This is a genomic window from Roseburia sp. OM02-15 (assembly GCF_003481835.1).
GTDB lineage: Bacteria > Bacillota > Clostridia > Lachnospirales > Lachnospiraceae > Eubacterium_I > Eubacterium_I ramulus_A.
In genome coordinates, this window is record NZ_QULX01000003.1 from 44,209 (window position 1) to 65,860 (window position 21,652).

General features: G+C 34.8%; 21 protein-coding genes. 5 read left to right on the forward strand and 16 right to left on the reverse strand.

All coding sequences use genetic code 11. The annotated features are described in order from the left end of the window. Positions 1-18: 18 nt before the first annotated feature. From DXB15_RS03680 to DXB15_RS03735, 12 genes are all read right to left on the reverse strand, one after another. Positions 19-786, reverse strand: coding sequence for a replication initiation protein (locus DXB15_RS03680; protein ID WP_118702074.1), 768 nt, complete (start codon positions 784-786; stop codon positions 19-21). Positions 787-1,000: 214 nt separating this feature from the next. Further along, positions 1,001-1,948 carry a glycosyltransferase family 2 protein gene (locus DXB15_RS03685; RefSeq protein ID WP_118702075.1) on the reverse strand — a complete coding sequence of 316 codons (948 nt, stop codon included), beginning with the start codon at positions 1,946-1,948 and terminating at the stop codon, positions 1,001-1,003. A 288-nt stretch (positions 1,949-2,236) separates the two neighbouring features. Continuing rightward, positions 2,237-2,752 carry a hypothetical protein gene (locus tag DXB15_RS03690; protein ID WP_118702076.1) on the reverse strand — a complete coding sequence of 172 codons (516 nt, stop codon included), beginning with the start codon at positions 2,750-2,752 and terminating at the stop codon, positions 2,237-2,239. After that, entirely contained in the window at positions 2,749-3,924 is a 1,176-nt protein-coding gene (locus DXB15_RS03695) for a hypothetical protein (protein ID WP_118702077.1), read from the reverse strand. Before DXB15_RS03695 ends, DXB15_RS03690 begins: the two co-directional genes overlap by 4 nt. 1,028 nt (positions 3,925-4,952) lie before the next feature. Next, the gene (locus DXB15_RS03700) at positions 4,953-6,953 is read right to left on the reverse strand and encodes an ATP-dependent DNA helicase RecG (RefSeq protein WP_118702078.1); all 2,001 of its coding nucleotides are present in this window, start codon (positions 6,951-6,953) and stop codon (positions 4,953-4,955) included. 93 nt (positions 6,954-7,046) lie between these two features. Continuing rightward, a complete protein-coding gene (locus DXB15_RS03705) occupies positions 7,047-7,952 on the reverse strand; it encodes a ParB/RepB/Spo0J family partition protein (RefSeq protein WP_118702079.1) in 906 nt (301 codons plus the stop codon). Next, positions 7,942-8,727: a ParA family protein gene (locus DXB15_RS03710; protein ID WP_118702080.1), complete on the reverse strand. Its 786-nt coding sequence runs from the start codon at positions 8,725-8,727 to the stop codon at positions 7,942-7,944. Before DXB15_RS03710 ends, DXB15_RS03705 begins: the two co-directional genes overlap by 11 nt. Positions 8,728-9,066: 339 nt before the next feature. Then, positions 9,067-10,878: an ATP-dependent helicase gene (locus DXB15_RS03715; RefSeq protein WP_118702081.1), complete on the reverse strand. Its 1,812-nt coding sequence runs from the start codon at positions 10,876-10,878 to the stop codon at positions 9,067-9,069. A gap of 122 nt (positions 10,879-11,000) precedes the next feature. Further along, on the reverse strand, positions 11,001-11,699 hold the full coding sequence (locus DXB15_RS03720; RefSeq protein ID WP_147404759.1) for a DUF6100 family protein: 699 nt from the start codon (positions 11,697-11,699) through the stop codon (positions 11,001-11,003). 68 nt (positions 11,700-11,767) lie between these two features. Beyond that, positions 11,768-12,307, reverse strand: coding sequence for a Cas9 inhibitor AcrIIA9 family protein (locus tag DXB15_RS03725; RefSeq protein WP_118702083.1), 540 nt, complete (start codon positions 12,305-12,307; stop codon positions 11,768-11,770). A gap of 59 nt (positions 12,308-12,366) precedes the next feature. After that, positions 12,367-13,401, reverse strand: a complete 1,035-nt coding sequence (locus DXB15_RS03730; protein WP_118702084.1) for a hypothetical protein — start codon at positions 13,399-13,401, stop codon at positions 12,367-12,369. 166 nt (positions 13,402-13,567) lie between these two features. Beyond that, on the reverse strand, positions 13,568-13,996 hold the full coding sequence (locus DXB15_RS03735; protein ID WP_118702085.1) for a single-stranded DNA-binding protein: 429 nt from the start codon (positions 13,994-13,996) through the stop codon (positions 13,568-13,570). A gap of 227 nt (positions 13,997-14,223) precedes the next feature. Here DXB15_RS03735 and DXB15_RS03740 point away from each other — a divergent pair, with 227 nt between their 5' ends. Then, complete coding sequence (locus DXB15_RS03740) at positions 14,224-15,066, forward strand: hypothetical protein (RefSeq protein ID WP_118702086.1); 843 nt, start codon at positions 14,224-14,226, stop codon at positions 15,064-15,066. Positions 15,067-15,115: 49 nt separating this feature from the next. On the opposite strand, the gene DXB15_RS03745 is transcribed toward DXB15_RS03740, so the two are convergent. After that, a complete protein-coding gene (locus DXB15_RS03745; protein ID WP_118702087.1) occupies positions 15,116-16,306 on the reverse strand; it encodes a hypothetical protein in 1,191 nt (396 codons plus the stop codon). A gap of 310 nt (positions 16,307-16,616) precedes the next feature. Here DXB15_RS03745 and DXB15_RS03750 point away from each other — a divergent pair, with 310 nt between their 5' ends. The 4 genes from DXB15_RS03750 to DXB15_RS03765 are packed head-to-tail and all read left to right on the forward strand — an operon-like array spanning position 16,617 to position 18,969. After that, positions 16,617-17,477 (forward strand): ParM/StbA family protein, encoded by an 861-nt coding sequence (locus DXB15_RS03750; protein WP_330427459.1) that lies wholly within the window; start codon positions 16,617-16,619, stop codon positions 17,475-17,477. Positions 17,478-17,497: 20 nt separating this feature from the next. Then, positions 17,498-18,043, forward strand: a complete 546-nt coding sequence (locus tag DXB15_RS03755; protein ID WP_118702089.1) for a hypothetical protein — start codon at positions 17,498-17,500, stop codon at positions 18,041-18,043. A 3-nt stretch (positions 18,044-18,046) separates the two neighbouring features. After that, positions 18,047-18,691, forward strand: coding sequence for a signal peptidase I (gene lepB / locus DXB15_RS03760; protein ID WP_118702090.1), 645 nt, complete (start codon positions 18,047-18,049; stop codon positions 18,689-18,691). Then, a complete protein-coding gene (locus tag DXB15_RS03765) occupies positions 18,685-18,969 on the forward strand; it encodes a hypothetical protein (RefSeq protein ID WP_118702091.1) in 285 nt (94 codons plus the stop codon). Before lepB ends, DXB15_RS03765 begins: the two co-directional genes overlap by 7 nt. Positions 18,970-19,073: 104 nt before the next feature. Here DXB15_RS03765 and DXB15_RS03770 read toward each other — a convergent pair whose 3' ends face one another. Genes DXB15_RS03770 through DXB15_RS03780 form a run of 3 tightly spaced genes read right to left on the reverse strand, consistent with a single transcriptional unit; the run spans position 19,074 to position 21,101 of the window. Continuing rightward, the gene (locus tag DXB15_RS03770; RefSeq protein WP_118702092.1) at positions 19,074-19,721 is read right to left on the reverse strand and encodes a hypothetical protein; all 648 of its coding nucleotides are present in this window, start codon (positions 19,719-19,721) and stop codon (positions 19,074-19,076) included. 12 nt (positions 19,722-19,733) lie between these two features. After that, complete coding sequence (locus DXB15_RS03775) at positions 19,734-20,024, reverse strand: hypothetical protein (protein ID WP_118702093.1); 291 nt, start codon at positions 20,022-20,024, stop codon at positions 19,734-19,736. Between the two features lie 24 nt (positions 20,025-20,048). Further along, positions 20,049-21,101 carry a tyrosine-type recombinase/integrase gene (locus DXB15_RS03780; protein WP_158582186.1) on the reverse strand — a complete coding sequence of 351 codons (1,053 nt, stop codon included), beginning with the start codon at positions 21,099-21,101 and terminating at the stop codon, positions 20,049-20,051. Positions 21,102-21,652: the final 551 nt, after the last annotated feature.

The window sequence follows — 21,652 nt, forward strand, 5'->3', positions numbered from 1 at the left end:
AGTATCAAAATGTAGCTTTTACCAGAGATTGTATTTCATGTTTACATAAAATATAATTCCTGTAATACTTCGACCAGACTTTTCATAACTGAAATCTATCGAATAAAATGTTTTTTTATTAATTTCTTTTACGGATGACTCTATCACCCTTGCCCTGAAATTGCTGAACTTAGCATACGATTCATTATCTTCACACCCAAGGCATTCTTTTATATATTGTACAGAAAGTTTTACAATCAGCCCATCTTTTGGAATCACCTTTTCATGAATCTGTTCCAGTATTAATTCAAACATCCGGATAGAATAAACGGATCTCATAGAAAATATATTGTTATACTGATACTGCGTATACTGACTTTTCAATCTTAAAAGGTATGGCTGCAATTCATCATTTAATTTGATGATCAGCCCACCATCTTTATCATATTCGCAGCTGGAAACCCATTGGATCATTTTCCATTTGCCTTTATCATCATCACGGATAAAAATAGGATTCGATCCAATATCCTTCACGATATCCTGCATATCACGATACAGATTGTTTGCTGGAATATTTAATAAGCCAGCTAACTGCCGAATGGTAATTTTATATGGATGCAATTTTTCATCTTCCGGTTTTATCTGCATGATTACAGCTCTGATGATTTTTGTACTTGCCAGTCGAAGCTTCTGCTTACTGCTGATTATTTTATTAGCCTGCACCACTTGGTATTCACTTCGTGATGTAAAATCTAACAGTAATTGACCTTCAATCTGTTCATCGACTTTACTTCTTTTTCTTCCCATTATTTCCTCCTGGTAGTGGACAGATAAATGTCCATCTTATCGGGTAGTATCAAAATGTAGCTTTTAAATTTCAAGAAAAATTCTTATATGGTATTTCTGCTATAGTAATCTCACTATTTTTGATCGTATTTGCTTATTTCTTATTGAATATGCATAAAATCAGCCAATCTAATCCATGCATTTTTAATTAGTATCAAAATGTAGCTTTTAACGGTCATTGAAAACTGTTTTTCAACATCTTGTTCATATAATCGCAGACTACCAGTGAGGTTTCATATGACATCTTATTTTTTTTCTCTATTGTTTCCAATATCATTCCTGCAAACCATGACATCATCCCTGCCATGATCATAAATGATCCAACAATCAATGTCGGAAATCTTGGAACCAGATGCGTTGCCATAAATTCTGCGATTACAGGTATCACAAATACGGCACCTGTTGCCATCATACATCCACCCAGCAATCCAAAGAATCTTAACGGACGGTATGTTTCATACAGATTACAGATTGTAAATAGTACTTTTGCACCATCATATATCGTATTGAGTTTCGATTCACTCCCTGCCGGTCGGTCACGGTATGTTACCGGTATACATTCAACACGCATATTTTTATCGACGGCATGAATTGTCATTTCTGTTTCAATTTCAAACCCTTTCGATAAAACTGGGAATGATTTGACAAACAGATAACTAAATGCCCGATACCCGGTCATGATATCTGCAATATCTGTTTTGAAAATCTGATTGATACTCTGCTGCACCAATTTATTTCCAAAATTATGAAATGGTCGTTTATTCTCCTCATAGTATGTGGATGATAACCTGTCACCCACGATCATTTCAGCGTGTCCTTCCAAAATTCTTTTTGCCATTGCCCTAGCTGCTTCTGCCGGATAGGTATCGTCGGCATCAACCATAATGTAGCATTCCGCATCAATGTCCCGAAACATCCTGCGAATTACATTTCCTTTTCCCTGATTATATTCATTCCTTACAATCGCTCCTGCTTCGCTTGCTTCGTGGGCGCTACCATCGGTAGAGTTGTTGTCATACACATATACCGTAGCATCTGGAAGGACAGTTTTAAAATCCGTTACAACCTTACGGATTGTAGCAGCTTCGTTATAGCATGGGATTAAAACAGCTATTTTGTCCATGTCTCATCCTCCTTGTCATAATTCTGACCGATACCATAGAATAGAAAACGCATATCGTGGAATAACATGAACTTGTTTTTCCATACATCCTCTCCGTTCCTAAACCTATGTATAAATCATAATTACTAATCGACCGCCTCTTTCTGCAATGGGTGGTCTAGTTCCCCTTACTACTAATACGGTTTAATCCTTGAGATTTGCAACACTGCTCAAGCAATAAATAAAGCAAGTATCAGTCAAAAATATTGACCAGTACCTGCTTTTTATATGTTACATTCCTATTTCACATCACAAAGAATACGAAATTGTATCACTTCCAGGGAATTGGATCAGATAATAACCATGACAATCATTCTCTTTTAACCTTGCCTTTATCTCATCCGCTGTTTCTTCCTGTTCTTTCCGCTTCGCAATCCATTCCGGATTTTCAAGATCATTCCATCCTGTTCCTTCTGATGATACAATCTTGATATATATTGTCTGCGATATAGACTCATCTTTTATAATTTCATTTCCTGTTTTTCCACTAAAATCATTCGTTGTCTGATTAAAATCTACATGTATAGCATCTATCTTCGCCTCACCATCCAACAGTTCCATTAAATAATTAATATAGTCATCGACTTGTTTATTTGAAATGGATTTCGGATTCTTTGCCATTTTCTCCACTTCATTCTTCAGGGTTTCTACATTTCCGTTATATGTATTCACACCAACAATGCAGACAATCACTAATGCAATTATCCACAGCACAGCCTGCTGCACCAATGATTTGAACCGTTCTTTTTCTTCTTTTATTTTCATTGCATTTCACCCTGTCGTTTCTGTTTTATGTAGGCATAATAATCAGCAAGTATCGTTTGCTGCGATATAACAGCCATCTTATTTTCGGTCTGGATGTTTTCAAACATTTCCTGATAATATTCCAGTTCTTCTTCGAGACAGACAATATCTCTTCCCGGATTTATACCCATACTAAGGTTATAGATCAATTTAAGGTTCCCCGGCAGCAGGAAAAGAGGAACCGTGTTTAATTGTTCAAAACGGTTGCTCCTGCCATAATAACGAAAGAAATTTGATTGCAGTATCCCAAACCTTAAATAAAACCTTCCGATACTTGAAGTCGGGATGTAATAGGTATTGATATCCCCGATGCGAAAATACTTAAAATCATTTTTATTTGTGCTTTTTGATGCATAGCGGACATACTGCTCATAATGATATTCATTCTGCAGCAGCAGATTTAATTCAGAATAATCCCGCCCGAATACAATCCTTTCTACCGACTCAATCCCTTCACTTTTTGAAGCGATACCATAAAACAGGTCGTAAACTTTTTTCTCAACACTTTCCACTACACTACTATTTTTCGTATCAAGCGCATATAAAAGGTAGATGGTTCTATACATTTTAAGAAAGCCACAGATTTTTGAACCTCTCATTTGCTCTTCAAACAGTCCTTTAAATTCTCTGGCACTATAATAAACAATAGGTCCAAGTGATTTTTGAAAAACATAATTTCCATAATAATCTTCATACGGGACTTCCGGCTTTTCGTGTGGCAACATAGGAATACCACACCGCAACATATTTACTGTTACCCGGTTTATTTCCCCTTGTCTCCTGAAATTTCTCTTATCTAACCGGAAGACAATATCACTTGGCAGTTGGAACATACTGGATATATAATCTACCCCTTTCGCAGTCAGCTTATATGCCTTAACCGGTTTTTCCGTATTTTTCTTTTTACTGACTTTCCCAACGGGGATATACTCAATATATTTTTTTCCAACCAGTATATGACGCACCCGGTTATAGTAATTAGTACGGTCATTTTTCCAAATTTGATAATTACAGATCGCATCCATAAAATTATGTTGTGTAATGATTCCTCCACTTAGATACATGGTAAGAAGTATCACAGAGGTATCGCTATATTTCTGCCCATTCCTTATTTTCTTTTCTCCTGCTGGCATTTCTTTTCCTTTCCCTGTCTCTGTTCAGCATTTTCTTATAAGCGTTATGTTTTCTCTGTGTCCGGCGGCCTGTTATCGCACATATCTACATACTCACACGTCAAAAATTTGTCTGTGCGAAGTCTGTATTACCGTACGGCCGCCTACACCTCACAGCCAAATTTTGAACCAAACCCGCTATTTTAAAGGTTTTTCAAGATTTTTCTTTTGTACTTATTTTGACCTTTTAATTTTTCCTAAAAACGTACAAAAGAACTAAGCAAATCTTTTTGTACGTTTTTTGCTCCATATTACTTACTGTTACCAGTATTATTTTTGCAATCTGGCAGGTTTGATATTTCTGTTTTACAGGGAGAAATTTACGGGTTCTTCACATATTACTTTCCATATCAATACGCTTTAAGACAGCTTAATACGCAGCTTTAAAAGGACATAAGAGCTTTTTATATACAAAATTACTCTCTCAAAACAATATGGCAATGCTATTCAGAGCTGTTTTGAGAGCAAGTCTGCACTATAGAAGAGAAAAGCTCCTTATTGATATTCTTTACGTCATAAAGTGTCTTATCACGCTAATATATGTATTAATCTGCTCCATAGCGTCTTAATACTCTCTAATATGCTTTCACCATAGATTCAGTCAAACTGTTTATTATTCTACAGATTATGATGTATCTGGAACTGCCGAAAACTCTATCCTTACATTAATCGAAAGGTATTGTTAAGGTGTATTAAGCCGTTTTAATATACTTAATGATGTATTTAGAAGTATATACACATTTATAGATGTCTTGGGATTTTCTAAGGCGTATTATTACTTTTTGATATGCTTTAACAACAATAATGCCAAGTGTAAAAACATTTTGTAAAGTTAGACGTATTAGGATGTTTTAATATTTCTATACAGATCATAAGACAGCATATTACGCATAATTATGTCCTGTAACGTTTTATCATGCCTTAACACAATACATATAAAAATAACGGTTCCTTATCTTTATTTGCCTAAGATAAAGGACCGTTATTTTTTAAGAAAAAGATTCACTGCTTTCCATACGTTTCAAATATTCGGTAGCAAGGTCATGTTCTTCTAACCAGTCTGCCGCAGCGGTTACTTTTTTATATCCAGTTTGATTCGTGAGAATTAATTCTATATATTTATTTTTTCCTGATTGTCGAATGCCACGCAATAAGTCTCCAGGTTCTCTCATTTCAAGATCTTTCTGAGCAATTTCAAATCCATCATTTGTGGTGGAAATGATCTTCAGTCTTTCATTCTCCAGATTATTTGAAAAGAAAGCACAATATGCCTGATCAGATCCTCTTCCCACACGACCTCTTAACTGATGAAGTGCAGCTAAGCCGAATCTTTCTGAGTTATGAATAACAATAAGCGTTGCATTCGGAACATTTACACCAACTTCGATCACTGACGTAGCTATCAATAATTGAATCTTGTTATTTTTAAAATCTTCAACAGCCTCCTCAATTTCACTTTTTTTCATCTTTCCATGTAAAACCGCAGTTTTAAATCCAAAAGGTTCCAGAAAATTATTATAGTATTGAAACAGTTCTTCTGCGGACAGAACACCTTTTACCTTTTTGTTTTTTTCAATCATTGGGCATACTACATAAGCCTGATGCCCTTTCTGCAATTCTTTTTTCATAAACCTGAATGTTGCAGGAAAGTTATTTGTAACAGTATTTAATACACGTTTTCTTCCATTCGGCATACTATGAATACTGTATAATTCCATTGATTTATTGTATATTGTCTTCGCCATTGTCCTTGGAATAGGTGTGGCACTCATTAGTAAAGTATGAATCCCTTTTTTCCCTTTTTGAGCCAGAGCTTCCCGCTGCACAACACCAAATTTGTGTTCTTCGTCCACAATCGTCAGTGCGAGGTGCTGATACTTTATACTATCTCCTATCAGTGAAGTGGTTCCGACAATTATATCAATCTCACCATTACTCAACCGTTTTAAGATGTCTTTCCTTTGTGACGCTTTCATTTTAGAAGAATCCGCATAGAACTCTATAGATAATCCATACTCCCCCACCAGTTTACATAATTCTGTATAATGCTGTTGAGCCAGTACCTTATTAGGAGTCATAATAGCTGTTTGATATCCATTGTCTGCCATCAACACTGCAAGCAGAAAACAAACAATAGATTTTCCACACGATACATCTCCCTGTATCAGCCCATTTACTCTTTTTCCTGTTCTCATGCGCTCTAAAATATTCATTAAAATCTGATTCTGATCTTCTGTCAGATTGTATGGAAGATCATTTATAATAGCGGAAAACATATCTGTTTTAATGACTTTGAAAGGAGATTCTGATATGGTATCTGCGGTTAATTGCCTGTCTAACAGTGTAAAATAAAGCATATCATCAAACATTAAACGTTCCATTGATTGTGAAATCTGATGCATATTTTCCGGACAATGCTGCGCAAATAACGCTTCTTGTAGAGGCATGAGTCCAAATTTGCGTACAAATACATCATCATAGAAGTCCCTCAAATCCAGATAAGATAATCCTTCATGAATCACAGACCACATTTTTGACTGGCTTATGTTTGCTATTTTTGAATAAACCGGTGTTACTTTCATCGCAGAATCAATCGCATCCGTACATAATACCGGATTTACAAACCCAGTTTTTCCGTAATATCGATTAAACTGCATTTTACCGGCAACTACAATCTGTTTTCTGGATATTACCATTAAATGTTCATATACATAAGGTACATTAATCCACACCAGCGGGTATACGTCGTTTTCGTTCCCATTGTTAAAAAAATCTGCCTGAATAATCTGATTTTTATTATTGATGTACCTGATATTTTTTAATATACCAACAAGTACAGATATCTGATCTGGTGGTAATACACCTGTAATTTGAGAATAATCATTATAATGAAGTGGAAGAAAACGAATCAGCTTTTCCACGTTTTCTAATCCTTTGTTTTTCAATGAGGCAATTTGCTTTATGTTCAGATCTAAATATTCTAACTCCATCAGAAACCTCCGGTTATATTTTGGCACCCCTACCAGTATTAACTGTGGAGTGCCAGATTTTTGTGTTTCAATAATAATTGATATATTTTTAGGTTACAGCATGTCCTGTTCCTGTTTCCATTTTTCCAAGAGACTTTCAATTACCTGTTCCATATCCTTAGATGTATATGTAGGCGGAAAGTATTTTGATAATTTTTTTTCATTCATGGAAACTTTTCTGGCTGTTTTCTTTTCTGGAATACTGCCATTTAAGATATCCATTATCTGTGTAGAATTTAACTCACTTGCCTTTTCAAGTTCTCTCAAAGCAGTGATTTGTTCCGGTCTGATCATACCTTTTTCACAGATGTACTTATAAACATATGTCTGTGTCTCTTTCGACAAATATGATATATTAACTCCCATTGTAAAATTAATTCTTTTCAGATCTACCATGTCTAACAGTTCCGGAATAAGTTCTGTTAGTCGAATGTATCTCTGGATATTACGGGCGCTTTCACCAACCTGCTCAGAAAGCTCTTCATCTGACCGTAAATTCGTGCCATCCTGACACGTATTTTTTTTCGGTCTTCCTGCCTGTCTCTTCATAGCTTCCAAAAGCATTTTATATGCATATGCCTTTTCACTTGGAAGAATTTCCTCCCTCTGAACGTTTGCATTTACCATCATTTTAATAGCTTCATCATCATCCATTTCACGAATGATAGCCGGTATCTCTTCCATCTGTAATAGAGAAGCTGCGTGCATTCTACGATGTCCGGAAACCATTTCAAACCGATCATCCTCAGACGGTCTGACAAGAACCGGTGTTAAGATTCCGTTTTCACGAATGCTTTCCACCAATTCCTGCATTTTTTCATCATCCTTTACTTTAAATGGATGTCCTTTAAAGCTCTGGATCTGATCAAGACGAATCTCAGATGTTGACTCCTGATTGGAATCTCCCCATAAATCTTCCACATTTTTTAATGCGATTTTCTTCACGCTCTTACTCGACATTGTTCAAAACCTCCTGCGTAAATCCTTCATATGCAAGTGCTACTTTATTTTTAGGACAATGTTTATATACGCTGATACCCTCTGCACTTGCCTCAACCGCTTTGATTGAAGAAGGAATTGTATTTTCAAAAATTTTGATTCTGGAACCATAAGTATCATGCAAAAGAGTTGAAATATCTTTCGCAAAGTTTGTTCTGAAATTAACCATCGTAAGAAGGATTCCCATAACACCAAGATTCCGATTTAATCTCTTTTTTACCATCCGGATGGTCTTTAATAACTGTTCCAGACCTTTTACCGGAAGGTATTCTGCTTCAACCGGAATAATCACAGTATTGGCAGCAACAAGTACATTAATTGTCATGATTCCAAGGCTTGGCATACAATCAATCAGGATATAATCGTATTTATCCTTAACCAGATTTATATACTCTTTTAAAATCATTTCTCGACTCATTACATTACCAAGTGTCACTTCCAGCGCGGATAATTCGATATTTCCTGGTAATACATCCACATTTTCTTTATGATGTAAAATACCATTTGAAACATCAATATTCTCCTCATTTACAACATCCATCATTACGGTTGCAAGAGATATTTCCAAATCATCCGGCTGTTCAAACCCAAGACTGGCCGTGAGACTTCCCTGTGGATCGGCATCAATCAAAAGCACTTTCTTACCTGCCCTTGCCAATCCTATGCCCAGATTTACAGTAGATGTTGTCTTGCCGACTCCACCCTTTTGATTTGTAATCGCAATTACTTCACACATTCTCTTTTCCTCCATATTCATTTAGTGATAAAGATAATTCTTCTTTATCCTTATAATTAAATACGAATTAAGCTATCTATTTCGCAACAAAAAAGACGGTCATTTCTCTGACCGCCTTAAATTTATTTTTTACATCTTTTGCAGACGTTCGGCATGTCTGCCGTCACATCCGTACCCTCCAGGTTATGCGAACCTGGATAGCTATACATACAGCCGGAGCATCCATTTGTTACAGCACCGGTGTAGCACTCTCACAGCTCACTTCTGATGTGAGCTTATATTTGCTCATTTCTAATTTTTTCATGTTTTTATTCATCCTCTGAATTTTTCCCTAATCAGTTACTTTTTCAACAATCCAATCTCATATAAATACGGAGTTGGATTTGTTTTCGTGCCACATATATGGCATTCATTTTTTGCTCTTGTCATTCCGACATAAAACAATCGCCTTTCTTCCTCCTGATCTTCCAATGATCGTGCCTTTTTATACGGATACATTTCACTAGATGCGCCAATAATAATAACACATGGCCACTCTAGTCCTTTTGATGAATGCAAGGTAGATAAACAGATTCCGTCTTTCTTTTGTGATTCATTGATCTGTTCGCTATAATAAGAAGCATATTGCTCCCAGTCATCCATGCTGGAAAATGATCTTGCCTCTTCCCGAAGATTTTCCAGTAATTCCATCTGTGCAGTTTCATCTTTTTGACACCACCTGCTGTTCTGAATAACCGCCTGTTCATAATCCATGTGAAATATCAGAAAATCCATAAATTCTTTTGGATTACGACTTTCTAATATGGACAGATCATGAAATAATTTCATAATATTATCAATGCTATTACTTGACAAATCGTTTTCTCTGGCAATGCGAAGGATTTCTTGCCGATCAACGGAACAATTCTCGAACAGACTTTTTCTCAGAAAACGGTTAGGATGATTCAAAATCTGCATAAGATCTTTATTTGTCCCGGAATGATTAGCTATATGCCAGTATGCCATAATATCCCGAAAAATCACATCCTTATGATAATCCACAATGGGATCTGTAGTATAAAAAGGAATATTATACTTCATTAATTTTCCTGCCAGTACTTGATTTTGAGAATTAACCCTGTACAGAATTGCTATATCTTCAAATTGATACCCGTGTTTTCTTAGATTTTGTATCAGCTGAATCGTATAATTTGTAGATTCTGTATCTGTCAAATGTGCAAGAACTTTTCCCATTTTCGTGGAACTGACATTAAATTTCTTTTCATACCTTTTCTGATTATTTTCGATCAAATTCTTTGCTGCTTTAACAATCTTGACACAGCTCCGATAGTTTGTGCTCAGATAAAATACCTTTGCATCAGGATAATGCTTAGGGAAGTCCAAAAATACTGTACTATCTGCACCCCGGAAACGATAACAGCTCTGATCATCATCACCAACCACGCAAATATTACCGTTATCTCCGGCAAGCATATAAAATATATCCGCTTGTACTTTGTTGATATCCTGATACTCATCAATAAGTATATACGGATATTGGTCTTTCCAGACCTGCAATATCTCAGGTTTCATTCGGAAACTGTTCCGGCACATCCAAAGCATATCATCATAATCTACTTTTTGATGAGCTTTTTTATACTCTACATACTTTTCAAATACTGTACAAAAATCTGCTGGATTTATACTGTCCGGTTTATGGGATTTGTAATTAATGGCACTATTCCGCACAAAAGAGATTTCAGCCAGCATATTTCTGGAATATTCCAATCTGTTTCCAACCTGTATTTTTTGCTTGTTCAAAATCTCTAAAACTACTTTTTCAGCATCATTTTGTGAAATAATGTTTTCCGAATTCAATCCATAACTTGAATGAAGTACCTTGTAACATAAAGAATGTATAGTACCAAACATCACCGATGCAGGACCATACTTTTCATAATACCTTTCCTTCATTTGTCGCGCAGCTTCCTTTGTAAAAGTAACAACCAGAATATTCGATGGATCAATATTGCTACTGATCATATGGTATACCCGTTCAATAATAAGCGTTGTTTTTCCGCTTCCCGGACAACTGATCACTGCCAATTGCCCTTCGATTGTATCAACAACCGTCTGTTGTTCTTTACTTAAATTTACATGTTCCTTTTTCATTTTTCTGTATTCCTCCTAAAAAATAAGAGACATCCGAAGATGCCTCACACGCTCTGTCGAGCTATATAATATATTTATAAACTGTCATTTAATAAATACCAAAAAAAGGATTGATTTTGCAATTACTGTTCATTCATCATTATTTTTTTGTACCAGTCAATAAACTTGGAAGGAGACATAACATAAATATGTGTCACTGCTTTTTCTTCCATTTCCTTACAAGTACACTGCATAATAGAACAGTGATCTCCTCTATCACTCAGATTATATTGCCGACTGATTTCATCAATGACATGCTTAATATTTACATTGTCATTGTCTCTCATTAAATTTGCCCTGGAATAGACATGCTGAATGACAACCACCCAGGCATCTGATAACTGCCGCACAATTCGCATATGCTGCTCTTCATCAGCACGATTAAAACGTTCCAAGGCAATATGCAAATTTTCCTTAAATTCATTCGTTGCTGTCTTATTCCTTTTCGGAAGAGACATAGGAATCGTTACTTCTAAAACATCATCCTCATAACTGACATCATAACCTTGCAGCTCTTTTACCTGATCAAATAGATGATCTGCAAAAATAAATCTTTGAGCCATCGGAGAAATATGTGCCTCTGGATTGCTTTCATAAGGACTGACCATCAAATCTAAATATATATCACGAATATTGGAAGTCATTTCCTCCATTTTTTGAAGTGCAGAGGAAACCATGTCCAATGCATTCCCTGTCAATTTATTGGCATCATTTTGATTTTTTTCCCAATATTCTTCGATTATTTCTTGGTTAATTTTCTGATCATTTATGTTATTTTCCATTATATTTATCCTGTAATCAAAAAGGAACCGCATATAACGGCTCCTTATGAAATTTTCCTTTCCCTAGCTTAAAAAAACGACATTTGCCCCTGTATAACTGCTTTCTTTTTGTGCTTTGCGGCACTTGGTTTTGGAATCGCCGGTTTTGGTACCGAAGTTGCATTTTCACCGGCAGCAGGCGGTGGAACAGCTTTTTTGTCTTTTTCAGCCTGTTTCTTTTCCTTCTCCAGACGAATTTCTTTCTCTACCTGCTCCTTATCATCGAGAGCATAATATTCTCTTATATAGCGCATGACTTCCTCATCATCACCTTCCATCGAAGTGCAGGTGCTGCACCCCATCTTTAATTCATTGACAGTGATTTTTTTCTTAATCTTGTCATAAACATATTTCATGCACCGTTTCCAAGATTTCCAAGACTGGAGCATTTGCTGATTGAATGCCTCGTCATTTTTACATGCATCAATCAAAATCGGGTTCCTCTGCGTAAGACACAGGAAAATCCCGCCAGCAAAATAATCTTCTGTCTTTTGCGGTGTAAAATTCTTGAGCTCTTCCTGAACTTTTTCATACCCATATTTAATTGTTCCTTTTTCTTTTTCACTCATATTCTCTTTTCTCCTTTTTATTTCGTGACATTATGGCACGAATTATTGTTAAATATTTATTATTTATAATACCTATAAACCATATCTGCTCCACTTGCTAAGAGTGGATACGTCTCTTTCATTAAGGTAGACATTTTCAGTAGCCAGTTTAAATCTCCGGCTTCAGCAATGTCCCTTAACTCCTGGTTGGCATATTTACCAAAATTCGGCTTTAAATGAAAGGCATTATCTAGGGATAACTCATTCGGATCTGTACCTTCATTTATCTCAAATGAAATAACCTGAACATCTGATTTTTGTTCAAAATCAAACGTTTCTTTTTCTTCTGGTTTTTCAGCCGGTAAATTCTGAGGAGTATTATCATATGCTTCCATAAATTGTTCTAAATCTGGATTCGTATTTACAAATTTAGGTGCATCTGAAATTATCGGTTCGTCATAGATACTGGAACTATCCACAGGCAAATCATAACCCAACTGTGAAATTGCCCGTCCTGTAGCGGCTGTCTCAGCCCAATCTACAAAATATTCTCCACCATTTTCATTATGGCAGTATGTTTTACTGGCATGTGCAGTGGCAAGCAGTTTACCATTGTCAAATAATTCCACTTTTACAAGCGCTGTATTATTCGATAATGATAGTAACTCTTTCTTTATATAAATGCTTGGAATATCTCTTCGTATCCAAGCCAATCTCCACATCACATTAAGATATGGGTTGCCATCTAAATCTATCATTCGTGATAATGGATCAATGCCCTCATTTAATTCATAAGAGCATAGATTGTATCCAGCATTCGCAAGAGCTCTGGAAATTGCTCCTGTTTCCGCTGTTTCAACAAAGTTTACAGTATTCATGTCATACCATCGCATACAATATGCTTCTGATAGTGGTCTACTATCTGGATCAGAATCCGGATATACATAGGCTTTAAATACAGCCATTGAATTAGCTTTAAATTCGATGGCCTCTGTCGAAAATCTTCCAGTAGGATGCTCTTTTTTAAAATCATCCATCCGGTATTTTGCCGGATAAAATTCTCGTCCGTCCTCCATAACCATAATTCTGGACGAAGATATATCTTTCCTTTTCAATACCTTGCCTCCTCTCATTTCTGAAACCTACAAATGCATCATCCAATACGAATAATTGCACCATCTACAGATTTTATTGTGATTTTTTCACAAGTTACATTCGTTGATTCTCCTTTCTATTAAGAAGAGAGAACCAGCTTATTCCCGGTTCTCTCCTTTACATAACTTAATTAAATGGTAACTCTTCATCAATTCCATCTGGAATATTCATGAAGCCATCATTGCTCTGTGCTGGGGTATCTGCTGGTGTAATATTTCCTGCATGTTCGGATGCAGCTTTACTTTCTGCAAATTCCAGTTCCTCTACCACAACATCCGTTGTATAGATTTTTTGACCTTCACGATTGGTATAGCTACCAGTCTGTATACGGCCTATAAGCGCAATCTTTGTTCCTTTACGCAAATATTTTTCTGCGAACTCTGCCTGACGTCCAAACGCTACACAGCCAATGAAATCTGCTGTTTGTTCACCTTCTCGATGAAATCTTCGATCTACAGCAACTGTAAATCGTGATATAGCTGTAGGATTTTCACCTTGACTATATCGAACTTCAGGATCACGCGTTAAACGTCCCATCATTATTACTTTATTCATTTTCCTCCTTCTGCCTTTTCTGGCATTTCCCTAAAAAAATAAACAGCTTATAAATAAGCTGTTCAAACCTTCTCAGGAAATATTAAATGGTTTATATATTTACACTTGTTACTTACTAAAAATAAACAATAACTTGCAACCAATAATTATTATTTCAATAAAAATTGCAATTATATATATTTTTTTAGTATTTATAATTATGAAAACACTTTTTTAGGAGAAAACACATGAACACCAAATATGACAACCAGAAAATTATTGATTTGCTGGAAATATATAAAGAAATGTATATATCCGGCGAGAATACTAAAATAAAAATCATTTCGGAACAAATTCAGGAAAAATTTTCCCCTTTAATAATAAGTATTATTCACGAATACTTTTTACCATATGTGCAATCAAATAGCATAGAATTTGAAGAATTATATAATGAAGCTTCTTTTTTGATTTTTGAAAGCATTCCCACTTATAATAAGGAACTGAGTTGTCCTACGACATTTTTCTACAAGATAATAAAAACCGGCTTAACTTCATTTGTGAATAATTCTTTATCCATTTGCCCAAAGCACCAAAATAATAATTTCAAAAAAGCTGTAAGTGCGAAACATAATTCTGATCAATGGGATACGATTGAAATTTCTGTTATAACAGGAATGTCACCAGAAATAGTGGCAAATACCTGGACCAATCAATTAATGATCCTGTCAGATTATGAATCTGCAGATACGAATTATACAAACTCGACTTCCGATTGGGAAGCTGATCCAGCTCAAATCTTTGAGAAAACGTATACAGAAGAACTTATCAAAGATGCTGTAGCTGATCTTCCCCAAATATATAGTTACATCATAACATCCATTTTTGGTATCGGTTCTACTCCAAAAGTAGATTTCTCTGTTGTAGCGCAAAATTTAAAAATAACCATTCGGCAAGTTCAACAACTTTTAACGGAAGCTATCCATATTTTGAAAAATGATTATAGATTAAGAGAATTATATAAGGGAAAAAAACGACAATGTTCTCAAAACTGGCATAAGGAAATTCCGGAATGTCAATCTCAATCAGCATAATATCCCTATGGTTTCTATAGCAAAAAATCGCCCTTTCGGGCGGTTTTTTTTAATATATAAAAATTTGTAAACCATCTGTATCACTATGATCTATTTTCACAGAAAATGTTGCAAATTGCAGTGTATCTTGAGAAGGAACGGCGTATGTATCTCCATACCTAAGAATCAGCTCGTTCAGAGTATCATATAAAGTATTCCCATCTTCTCCAAGACATGCTATAAAAGCACTTTTTGTCAGAGTTGACATTTCATTATACAGATTTTCACTTTCAGAATTTACCTGACCTGGTATGTACCAAGAATTAATGCCAAAATACATCCACACTGGATTTCCGTTTGCATCCTGCATTTCTCTACTTACATTAATATATCCCCAATAATTCATGGATTTTTGATTAAAAGTTGAATTTTTGGCACATTGTCCGGTTCTATATATATTCTCTATATCCTGGAATACTAAAACAGATTTCTTATCTCCTTGAATAGTAGTAGTTGATTCCAGTTCAGTTCTTTTTTTCAGTTCTTCCTGCTGATCAGCTGTTGGCTCCTGATCTGTCAGATATTCGGATCGAATATAACCTGACTGACCATTATAATCCACACCTGACCAATCGCCTTTTTCCGAAGTAACAATTACACAGTCATATTGCTCAATCACATCTATTATCTGCGCTAATGCAGAAGCCGCATCACGCATGTAAATATCCGTTCTTACATATTTTTTCTCAGTTGAATCCAGCTTTTTTTCTTCTACATTATCATTTTTTTCTTGCTGTTTCTGCTCTGAATTTTTTATAGCAACAGCATATGTAAAATTATTATCTTCGTCTACAGACACAGACAGCGAATAACCTATAATTTCTGATAAAGTTCGAATATCACTGTATAGTAATCCATCTTTCATCTGATTAGTTTCATTTAGTGTATAATCAACACCGTCATAACTAACCACGTTTTGACTGATAGGAATATAAAGTTCCTGCCCATTATACGAAAGAATCCACGCATGATCTCCTTTATCTTCGATTTTGGCTCCGTATGTATCGGCAAGTAATGTAACCGGAGCTATCACGATGCCTTTATCTGACATTTGCATATCTGATATGTCCATTTCCTTAAACTCTTCCTGATCAGAAGATTCAATTTTGACCTCATCATTTTTATTTGCACAGCCGCCTATTATCATAGAACAGCCCATCATAAAACTAAATATAAATAATAAAATTTTTTTATTTTTCATTTTCCACCTCTACAGACAATATATATATTAAATTACAAATTTCTGATATGTTAATGCAATTATTAATATTTATTTCAGTTATTTTTCTTTTTTTGTTGCAAAATGAGGTGTTCACTTCGTATCTATATTATAGAGCCTATACATGCTAATACGTCTTAGCAGACAATAAGACGTATTAGCACATGATATTGCTCTAAATAAACACTAAAGGAGACTTCTTATGCAGATAGCAGTAGACACAGGTAACAAGCAGATCAAAACAAAACATTTTACATTTGTATCCGGAATCACGTCGCAGGATACAGCGCCCATGATGGGTTCACCGGAACTTTTTATGAGATTTGATGGAAAGTATTACATCCTGACAAACAAAAGAATCCCCTATCAGCGTGATAAATCTGAAACACCTGCATTTTTCACATTAACCATTATGGGGATTGTTAAAGAATTGGATTACATGTGCAGACATGAGCAGCTTGCCTATGAGAAAAACAAAGTATATCCGATTACTTTACTTGCAGGATTGCCTCCAGCTCATTTACAGGATATTAACGTCTGCAAAAATTTTAAACGATATTTTCGCACTCCAGAACCAATTGACATTGTCTATATGGGAAAGAAGTGGAATATCAAAATCACTAAGGTAAAGATTTTCCCTCAATGTTATGCTGCGATGATGACTAACATGGGTGATATCAATAATAGAAATCGTGTATTGGGTATTGATATTGGAGGATTTACAGCAGACTATATCATGCTGCGTAAAGGCGAATTAGATATTGAATATACAGATTCTCTGGAAAATGGTGTAATCACATTATATCAGCAAATCAAAAAGATTTGTCAGGCACGTTACGGAACCAGAGTTGAAGAATTGGATGTCGATGATATTTTAAAAGGTGATTACAGTAACTTTGATGAAGAAATCTGTCAGGCGGTAATATCCATAACCAAGGAATTTGTTCATAAACTTCTTTATTCCTTTAAGGAAATGGATATTGATCTGAAAACAGCCTATGTTGTATTTATGGGTGGCGGATCTGTTTTGTTAAAACAATTTATTTCAGAAAGCGATCTGTTGCGAAACTTCACTTTTATTGATGATATTAATGCAAATGTCACCGGCTATGAATTACTCAATTATGTTCAGAAAAAAGGATCTCAGCATTAATTACACGGAGGTAATATCTTATGGTAAATAAAAAAGAACCTATGTCATTTACAATCCGGTTTAATCCCATGATTAAAACACATGTCAAGGCAGCATGTCTCTTAAATAATGTTGGAAGAAATAAAGCACATATTATTGCAGAAGCTATTGATTTATATATCAAAAGAGGTATGATTGAACTTGACGAATCAGCGTATGAAGATTTTCCAAAAGACATGACTATTTCCGACAAAGCAACAGATATTAAATCTAGTCCAAACAGCACAACAGGTTTATCTGCCAAACATACACCAAAGGATATGGAGGAAGATGTTTCGAATGTAGTTCCAATCACGGAAGAATTTTCATCAGATTCCGTTGCCAAAGTTGTAGAAAATCATGAGCATATGGCTGATCCTATCTCTAATCAGAATAATGACACCGCGGATGACGATTTCGAAGAAGTATCTGAAAATAATTCATTCCAAGATTCTAACATGGGGGATAATGAAATTGCAAAAATACTTGCATCCATGAGTTCATTTAATTTTGCTGGCGAGCCAGGGGAAGACGAGGACGAGGAATAATATATGATTTTTCAAATTTTCTCTTTTAACAAAAAAAAGCGTGAGCAGGCCAAAAAAGATATTGATGCTTTAAAGGTAAAAGTTAAAAATATGACACATTCCATGAAAAAGGGATTTAAAAATCAGGTAAAATCTATTCAGGAATCAAAAATGGAAGATGCTGATCTTGATAAGGTAAACAAACTTAAAGACCTGGTCACTCTGGCATCCACCATTATGCTCACTATAACAATTGCAGGTTTTGTTTTAGGATTTATTCATTTCGGAACAGTTAATGGTAATTCTATGAATGATACTCTGTATAATGGTGATAATACACTGTCAATCAAAGAAAATGATATAAAACGAAATGATATTGTAATCATTGACACTTCATCCAATCCTAAATTCCAATGTGAATATATTGTGAAACGGGTAATTGGTGTTCCTGGTGATACAATAGAAATAAAAAACAATAAAATTTACATTAATGACACTGTATACGATGATATATATGCAAAAGGAATTACTGAGAATATGTCAAAAAAAACATTATCAGACAATGAAGTGTTTGCTCTTGGTGATAATCGGGAACATTCCAAGGATTCCATTGATGTAGGAGCGTTTCAAGTCGATGATATTGAATGGAAGGTGGTGAAATCATGGTAAGACCTATGATTTTCAGAATCATATTTATTTTATTCTGTATTTTTAGTATTTCAGCCACGATAGCGGATAAGCGTGCTGAAAAAGTCGGTTTGCTTTATCGTTGTTTGGCAATCAGTTTATTTTTGGGATTTGTTTTTATAGCAGCAGCCAGTGTACTAACAGGAGATCTTGGCAAGCTCATGAGTATTTTCTATAACAATTATATCTTTTTAATTCTTGCTATTGTAAGCTACATTCTCTCTCAACGAGAACAGATACGTCGGAAAAATAAATCATAACACACTCTTTAACATAAAGAAGCGTCAGAATCAACATTTGTTGTAACTGACGCTTCTTTATTCGTGCCATAATGTCACGAATTTTTCTTGTTCAATTTTTCGAATTACTCCTGAGACATGTAATCCTTTGGATTAGATACTTTAACACCTTTTTTCTGTAAATCTGAAAGCATCTTTTTGGCACCATGCGAAGTAAGACCATATCCTTTTAACATTTTAATTGCCTGATCTAACTCCATTTCTTTTCCATTACTTTTGATTTTCTGACCAGATGTAAAACTGGCAGCAGAATCTAAAGCATCAGAAAATAATTGCTTTTCATATTTTATATTTTCCAGTTTTTTGTGTAATTTTTTAACATTGTACTTTTGAGTTTTTTCCAAGTAATCCTGAAACAATACATCATTAGATTGTTCCGAATCGATATATCCTTCTGCCAAAATATAATATGAATCTCCATAGTTGACTAAAAATGCACTATATTTCATACCTTCCATATATTCCGATAACTGAACATCCGAAAATACTGCGTTTCTCAACTCAGCAGTAGCAGTACCATTTTTGATTTCAGGTGGATATGATGTTTCTGATATTTTAAAATATGCTAAATCACCGGCTTTTTCAATAACTCCATCTACCGGCATATATCTATAACCGTCTTCATTTTCTATTACCAATGTAATCATCTCCTGAACGTATCCACCATGAATGATACTTAACATTTCCTTTATACCATCTTTTTTAGCTATCATGTGTTCCTCCTGTTATTTATTTGTCTCCTCATATTCAACCATAAGGATATCATCACCATAAAGGCTGGCCATTTGTAACCACCATTTTCCCGTGATTTTAGGGATTTCTTCCATTTTTTCGAGCAATCTTAAACATATCAGTAAATCTTTGAATCCAACCAGAAAAATATTATCACCTTGTTTCATTTGAAAATAATATTGATCTCTCTTAGGAATGAATCCACCGCCTAACTTAAATACTTCATCATCTTGTATAGCTACTCCAGTAGAGATAGCAATTTTATTATCTAGGCATTTTTCCATTTAATAAATTTCTCCTGTATTCTCTTAACTATCTTTCTTGCGATCATTTTCAGTATTTTGACGAAGAATTTCTATATTTCCAGCATATTTTCTTTTTTCGTCTGGAACAGCAGCATATAATTTTGTGGTATTAACACTTTCATGACCTAATACATTACTGACAAGGTATAAATCATGTTCCTTGTTATACAGATTCTGGCCATAAGTAGATCTAAGCTTATGTGGTGAAATTTTCTTTGATCCCACAATTGATGCCGGTGTATACTTTTTGACAAGATTTCTAACCGCATCATCACTTATTCTTTTATGATGCTGACTGATAAACAATGCGTCTTCATGTCCTGGCTTAATATTTTTCATTTCTTTTCTTTCTAACAAATACAAATACAATGCCGATTGAACGGAATCTGAAAAATATATGTTCATCTCTTTCATACCTTTTCTGTAAACATTGATGGAATGATTATTCAGATCCACATCTTTTACATCCAATCCAACACATTCTGATACACGAATGCCGGTTCCAAGCATCAAAGCCAAGATTGCTACATCTCTGTTTTTCAGGTTACTATGAAATTTTAATTCTCTGTCCGTGAGAGTAGTACCTTTTTCAGCATTATCCATTACCTTTTCAATTTCATCCGGATCGAGAGCAATCACAGATTCCTTTTTGGGTAATTTAGGATATTGAATTGATAAAAAATCCGGATTATTAAATTCTGATTCCGTTTCCCTTAAAAATGTAAATATCTTTTTTATTGCTGATATTTTTCTGGACTCTGCACGCGGATCTTGTCTAGTACGCAAATCGTGCAAATACTCGTTATAATCCTTGAGCTTTAAGCTATTCAGGTCAGCAAGCGTAATATTTTGGATCTGGTTGGAGAGATGAGCCTTGTTTACCAGATAATTTAGGAAATCATTCAAATCTGATAAATATGCGTACATCGTTTTTGGCAAAATAGCAGTCTCATATGTCAGATAAAAATCTCTGACATAAAACGGCATGGTTTGCAATAAGTTGTCGGAAAGGTTTTTGAATTTTAGATTTTCCTGTTGATAGGATTTCTTCGACATTTTTATATACCTCCTCATAATAAATACGAATCGGAGAATCATTTTTGCAACAAAATTTCTCAGTTTTCGCATAAGAAGGGCTTCTAAATATCAAAGTTTATTATCACGTATAAAGACTACATTTTAACCGATATATTTTCTACCAAAAACGATTTTCTGCAGTAGCATATTTTTCAATATATCGTAAATCCTGTGGTTTAGATGTAGAGAGTGTCCAACAATCAAATTTATAAAATGTATCACATTAATATCGTTTAAAATCCATTATCTGAAACATAGATACATTCATACATAATATTTAAGATGCTCTGTAACAATTATTCATTTCATTATAATAGAATCTATAGGTATGGCAATCTTATAAAAATTCAATGGAACTAAGCAATCCTATATGCAGGGGATATAGGGGGGATATCTGACAACCAATAATTCAAATCGCAGCTACGGAGTTTTTGAGTAGATATATTAAGACATGAAAATAGATGGTTTCATCTGGTTATTATAGAAGAAATTGTTTATTGACCAAAATAAAAGCGCATTTTGAGGATACA

Bases quoted from the DNA above. Each gene is read 5' to 3' on its own strand.
- DXB15_RS03680 (WP_118702074.1), bottom strand. From the start codon at position 786: ATGGGAAGAAAAAGAAGTAAAGTCGATGAACAGATTGAAGGTCAATTA.
- DXB15_RS03685 (WP_118702075.1), bottom strand. From the start codon at position 1,948: ATGGACAAAATAGCTGTTTTAATCCCATGCTATAACGAAGCTGCTACA.
- DXB15_RS03690 (WP_118702076.1), bottom strand. From the start codon at position 2,752: ATGAAAATAAAAGAAGAAAAAGAACGGTTCAAATCATTGGTGCAGCAG.
- DXB15_RS03695 (WP_118702077.1), bottom strand. From the start codon at position 3,924: ATGCCAGCAGGAGAAAAGAAAATAAGGAATGGGCAGAAATATAGCGAT.
- DXB15_RS03700 (WP_118702078.1), bottom strand. From the start codon at position 6,953: ATGGAGTTAGAATATTTAGATCTGAACATAAAGCAAATTGCCTCATTG.
- DXB15_RS03705 (WP_118702079.1), bottom strand. From the start codon at position 7,952: ATGTCGAGTAAGAGCGTGAAGAAAATCGCATTAAAAAATGTGGAAGAT.
- DXB15_RS03710 (WP_118702080.1), bottom strand. From the start codon at position 8,727: ATGTGTGAAGTAATTGCGATTACAAATCAAAAGGGTGGAGTCGGCAAG.
- DXB15_RS03715 (WP_118702081.1), bottom strand. From the start codon at position 10,878: ATGAAAAAGGAACATGTAAATTTAAGTAAAGAACAACAGACGGTTGTT.
- DXB15_RS03720 (WP_147404759.1), bottom strand. From the start codon at position 11,699: ATGGAAAATAACATAAATGATCAGAAAATTAACCAAGAAATAATCGAA.
- DXB15_RS03725 (WP_118702083.1), bottom strand. From the start codon at position 12,307: ATGAGTGAAAAAGAAAAAGGAACAATTAAATATGGGTATGAAAAAGTT.
- DXB15_RS03735 (WP_118702085.1), bottom strand. From the start codon at position 13,996: ATGAATAAAGTAATAATGATGGGACGTTTAACGCGTGATCCTGAAGTT.
- DXB15_RS03740 (WP_118702086.1), top strand. From the start codon at position 14,224: ATGAACACCAAATATGACAACCAGAAAATTATTGATTTGCTGGAAATA.
- DXB15_RS03745 (WP_118702087.1), bottom strand. From the start codon at position 16,306: ATGAAAAATAAAAAAATTTTATTATTTATATTTAGTTTTATGATGGGC.
- DXB15_RS03750 (WP_330427459.1), top strand. From the start codon at position 16,617: ATGATGGGTTCACCGGAACTTTTTATGAGATTTGATGGAAAGTATTAC.
- DXB15_RS03755 (WP_118702089.1), top strand. From the start codon at position 17,498: ATGGTAAATAAAAAAGAACCTATGTCATTTACAATCCGGTTTAATCCC.
- lepB (WP_118702090.1), top strand. From the start codon at position 18,047: ATGATTTTTCAAATTTTCTCTTTTAACAAAAAAAAGCGTGAGCAGGCC.
- DXB15_RS03765 (WP_118702091.1), top strand. From the start codon at position 18,685: ATGGTAAGACCTATGATTTTCAGAATCATATTTATTTTATTCTGTATT.
- DXB15_RS03770 (WP_118702092.1), bottom strand. From the start codon at position 19,721: ATGATAGCTAAAAAAGATGGTATAAAGGAAATGTTAAGTATCATTCAT.
- DXB15_RS03775 (WP_118702093.1), bottom strand. From the start codon at position 20,024: ATGGAAAAATGCCTAGATAATAAAATTGCTATCTCTACTGGAGTAGCT.
- DXB15_RS03780 (WP_158582186.1), bottom strand. From the start codon at position 21,101: ATGTCGAAGAAATCCTATCAACAGGAAAATCTAAAATTCAAAAACCTT.